A 5000-nucleotide genomic window follows, 5' to 3' on the forward strand; every position below is an offset into this window, starting at 1 on the left:
TGGGATTTAGCATAGGAAGCCAAGAAACTAGAGAGAAAAAAAAAAAAAAAAAAAAAGAAATAAAGATTGCAGCACCTGAGTTTCGCGTATGGTCACCCACTACACTACTCGGTCAGGCTCTTACCAGCTTAACTACAGTTGATCGGACGGGAAACGGTGCTTTCTGGTAGATATGGCCGCAACCGATAGTTTAACGGAAACGCAGGTGATATGAGGGCAGGGTCCAGACATGTTCAGTAGGTGGGAGTGAGAGGTGTTATGGGTGGAGGACAATTTTTATTATATTTCATCTAATAGCAATAGGATATGAGAGGTGAAAAAGCAAAAGCAATAGTGCATTGTGATGTGGAGAATAAGGTGCATACGATGAAAAAGGTGATTTGTCATTTACAAGAGGTAGGTCGAAACAGAACATGAAAGTTGGTCGGTAGGTGGCATGCAGAGGTAGTTTCAAGGTGACAGGTTATGAAGATATGGTGCAAAAGACAAATGGATGGTGGCAGGCATAGTAAAATGATGGTGTGGAAGACATAGATGGTATTTGTTTTGCATTTACGGCACCGGATGCGGGCGATAATGACGGGAAGAGATTTAGTATGTGGGACAGAATTTCGGCGGCAGTATTGAGACCATGAGAGTAGCAAACGTAAGTCTAAAGGTTGTTTTATAGTAGTTAGGATGTAGGAAATGTATTCCGATAGGCCATTTTACATTTGGAGGGACGGTTGAAAGTGGACAGAGGAAAAGGTGCGGAAATGGCTGATTTTGATTGTTTATGTTTTGTGTGATAATTTTACATTTTTGCATAGTATTAGGTAGTTAGATGAAAGATGAATAGACATAGGAGTAAGAAAACATAGAATAGTTACCATTATTGGTAGGAGTGTGGTGGGGTGGTATAGTCCGCATTGGGATGTTACTTTCCTGTTATGGCATGGATTTCCCTTTAGGGTCTCTGAAGCGTATTTCCGTCACCGAAAAAGGCAGAAAAAGGGAAACTGAAGGGAGGATAGTAGTAAAGTTTGAATGGTGGTAGTGTAATGTATGATATCCGTTGGTTTTGGTTTCGGTTGTGAAAAGTTTTTTGGTATGATATTTTGCAAGTAGCATATATTTCTTGTGTGAGAAAGGTATATTTTGTATGTTCCCGCGCGTTTCCGTATTTTCCGCTTCCGTATTTTCCGCTTCCGTATTTTCCGCTTCCGCTTCCGCAGTAAAAAAAAGTGAGGAACTGGGTTACCCGGGGCACCTGTCACTTTGGAAAAAAAAAAGAAAAAAATATACGCTAAGATTTTTGGAGAATAGCTTAAATTGAAGTTTTTCTCGGCGAGAAATACGTAGTTAAGGCAGAGCGACAGAGAGGGCAAAAGAAAATAAAAGTAAGATTTTAGTTTGTAATGGGAGGGGGGGTTTAGTCATGGAGTACAAGTGTGAGGAAAAGTAGTTGGGAGGTACTTCATGCGAAAGCAGTTGAAGACAAGTTCGAAAAGAGTTTGGAAACGAATTCGAGTAGGCTTGTCGTTCGTTATGTTTTTGTAAATGGCCTCGTCAAACGGTGGAGAGAGTCGCTAGGTGATCGTCAGATCTGCCTAGTCTCTATACAGCGTGTTTAATTGACATGGGTTGATGCGTATTGAGAGATACAATTTGGGAAGAAATTCCCAGAGTGTGTTTCTTTTGCGTTTAACCTGAACAGTCTCATCGTGGGCATCTTGCGATTCCATTGGTGAGCAGCGAAGGATTTGGTGGATTACTAGCTAATAGCAATCTATTTCAAAGAATTCAAACTTGGGGGAATGCCTTGTTGAATAGCCGGTCGCAAGACTGTGATTCTTCAAGTGTAACCTCCTCTCAAATCAGCGATATCAAACGTACCATTCCGTGAAACACCGGGGTATCTGTTTGGTGGAACCTGATTAGAGGAAACTCAAAGAGTGCTATGGTATGGTGACGGAGTGCGCTGGTCAAGAGTGTAAAAGCTTTTTGAACAGAGAGCATTTCCGGCAGCAGAGAGACCTGAAAAAGCAATTTTTCTGGAATTTCAGCTGTTTCCAAACTCAATAAGTATCTTCTAGCAAGAGGGAATAGGTGGGAAAAAAAAAAAGAGATTTCGGTTTCTTTCTTTTTTACTGCTTGTTGCTTCTTCTTTTAAGATAGTTATCTGGTTGATCCTGCCAGTAGTCATATGCTTGTCTCAAAGATTAAGCCATGCATGTCTAAGTATAAGCAATTTATACAGTGAAACTGCGAATGGCTCATTAAATCAGTTATCGTTTATTTGATAGTTCCTTTACTACATGGTATAACTGTGGTAATTCTAGAGCTAATACATGCTTAAAATCTCGACCCTTTGGAAGAGATGTATTTATTAGATAAAAAATCAATGTCTTCGGACTCTTTGATGATTCATAATAACTTTTCGAATCGCATGGCCTTGTGCTGGCGATGGTTCATTCAAATTTCTGCCCTATCAACTTTCGATGGTAGGATAGTGGCCTACCATGGTTTCAACGGGTAACGGGGAATAAGGGTTCGATTCCGGAGAGGGAGCCTGAGAAACGGCTACCACATCCAAGGAAGGCAGCAGGCGCGCAAATTACCCAATCCTAATTCAGGGAGGTAGTGACAATAAATAACGATACAGGGCCCATTCGGGTCTTGTAATTGGAATGAGTACAATGTAAATACCTTAACGAGGAACAATTGGAGGGCAAGTCTGGTGCCAGCAGCCGCGGTAATTCCAGCTCCAATAGCGTATATTAAAGTTGTTGCAGTTAAAAAGCTCGTAGTTGAACTTTGGGCCCGGTTGGCCGGTCCGATTTTTTCGTGTACTGGATTTCCAACGGGGCCTTTCCTTCTGGCTAACCTTGAGTCCTTGTGGCTCTTGGCGAACCAGGACTTTTACTTTGAAAAAATTAGAGTGTTCAAAGCAGGCGTATTGCTCGAATATATTAGCATGGAATAATAGAATAGGACGTTTGGTTCTATTTTGTTGGTTTCTAGGACCATCGTAATGATTAATAGGGACGGTCGGGGGCATCAGTATTCAATTGTCAGAGGTGAAATTCTTGGATTTATTGAAGACTAACTACTGCGAAAGCATTTGCCAAGGACGTTTTCATTAATCAAGAACGAAAGTTAGGGGATCGAAGATGATCAGATACCGTCGTAGTCTTAACCATAAACTATGCCGACTAGGGATCGGGTGGTGTTTTTTTAATGACCCACTCGGCACCTTACGAGAAATCAAAGTCTTTGGGTTCTGGGGGGAGTATGGTCGCAAGGCTGAAACTTAAAGGAATTGACGGAAGGGCACCACCAGGAGTGGAGCCTGCGGCTTAATTTGACTCAACACGGGGAAACTCACCAGGTCCAGACACAATAAGGATTGACAGATTGAGAGCTCTTTCTTGATTTTGTGGGTGGTGGTGCATGGCCGTTCTTAGTTGGTGGAGTGATTTGTCTGCTTAATTGCGATAACGAACGAGACCTTAACCTACTAAATAGTGGTGCTAGCATTTGCTGGTTATCCACTTCTTAGAGGGACTATCGGTTTCAAGCCGATGGAAGTTTGAGGCAATAACAGGTCTGTGATGCCCTTAGACGTTCTGGGCCGCACGCGCGCTACACTGACGGAGCCAGCGAGTCTAACCTTGGCCGAGAGGTCTTGGTAATCTTGTGAAACTCCGTCGTGCTGGGGATAGAGCATTGTAATTATTGCTCTTCAACGAGGAATTCCTAGTAAGCGCAAGTCATCAGCTTGCGTTGATTACGTCCCTGCCCTTTGTACACACCGCCCGTCGCTAGTACCGATTGAATGGCTTAGTGAGGCCTCAGGATCTGCTTAGAGAAGGGGGCAACTCCATCTCAGAGCGGAGAATTTGGACAAACTTGGTCATTTAGAGGAACTAAAAGTCGTAACAAGGTTTCCGTAGGTGAACCTGCGGAAGGATCATTAAAGAAATTTAATAATTTTGAAAATGGATTTTTTTTTTTGTTTTGGCAAGAGCATGAGAGCTTTTACTGGGCAAGAAGACAAGAGATGGAGAGTCCAGCCGGGCCTGCGCTTAAGTGCGCGGTCTTGCTAGGCTTGTAAGTTTCTTTCTTGCTATTCCAAACGGTGAGAGATTTCTGTGCTTTTGTTATAGGACAATTAAAACCGTTTCAATACAACACACTGTGGAGTTTTCATATCTTTGCAACTTTTTCTTTGGGCATTCGAGCAATCGGGGCCCAGAGGTTAACAAACACAAACAATTTTATCTATTCATTAAATTTTTGTCAAAAACAAGAATTTTCGTAACTGGAAATTTTAAAATATTAAAAACTTTCAACAACGGATCTCTTGGTTCTCGCATCGATGAAGAACGCAGCGAAATGCGATACGTAATGTGAATTGCAGAATTCCGTGAATCATCGAATCTTTGAACGCACATTGCGCCCCTTGGTATTCCAGGGGGCATGCCTGTTTGAGCGTCATTTCCTTCTCAAACATTCTGTTTGGTAGTGAGTGATACTCTTTGGAGTTAACTTGAAATTGCTGGCCTTTTCATTGGATGTTTTTTTTTTCCAAAGAGAGGTTTCTCTGCGTGCTTGAGGTATAATGCAAGTACGGTCGTTTTAGGTTTTACCAACTGCGGCTAATCTTTTTTATACTGAGCGTATTGGAACGTTATCGATAAGAAGAGAGCGTCTAGGCGAACAATGTTCTTAAAGTTTGACCTCAAATCAGGTAGGAGTACCCGCTGAACTTAAGCATATCAATAAGCGGAGGAAAAGAAACCAACCGGGATTGCCTTAGTAACGGCGAGTGAAGCGGCAAAAGCTCAAATTTGAAATCTGGTACCTTCGGTGCCCGAGTTGTAATTTGGAGAGGGCAACTTTGGGGCCGTTCCTTGTCTATGTTCCTTGGAACAGGACGTCATAGAGGGTGAGAATCCCGTGTGGCGAGGAGTGCGGTTCTTTGTAAAGTGCCTTCGAAGAGTCGAGTTGTTTGGGAA

The 5000-nt window shown here is 42.5% G+C and carries 3 rRNA genes (1 of these 3 running past the window's edge); 2 read left to right on the forward strand and 1 reads right to left on the reverse strand.

The window, feature by feature from the left end:
- Positions 1 to 63: 63 nt before the first annotated feature.
- A 5S ribosomal RNA gene (gene rrf / locus NE668_RS10530) occupies positions 64 to 184 on the reverse strand.
- 1969 nt (positions 185 to 2153) lie between these two features.
- Between rrf and NE668_RS10535 the strand changes: the two genes are divergently transcribed.
- Together NE668_RS10535 and NE668_RS10540 are read left to right on the forward strand one after the other, a co-directional pair.
- Positions 2154 to 3963: ribosomal RNA gene (locus NE668_RS10535) — 16S ribosomal RNA — on the forward strand.
- Between the two features lie 350 nt (positions 3964 to 4313).
- Positions 4314 to 5000: ribosomal RNA gene (locus NE668_RS10540) — 23S ribosomal RNA — on the forward strand; it runs 2889 nt beyond the window's last position.

The organism is Veillonella parvula (genome assembly GCF_024461875.1).
Classification (GTDB): Bacteria; Bacillota; Negativicutes; order Veillonellales; family Veillonellaceae; genus Veillonella; species Veillonella parvula_I.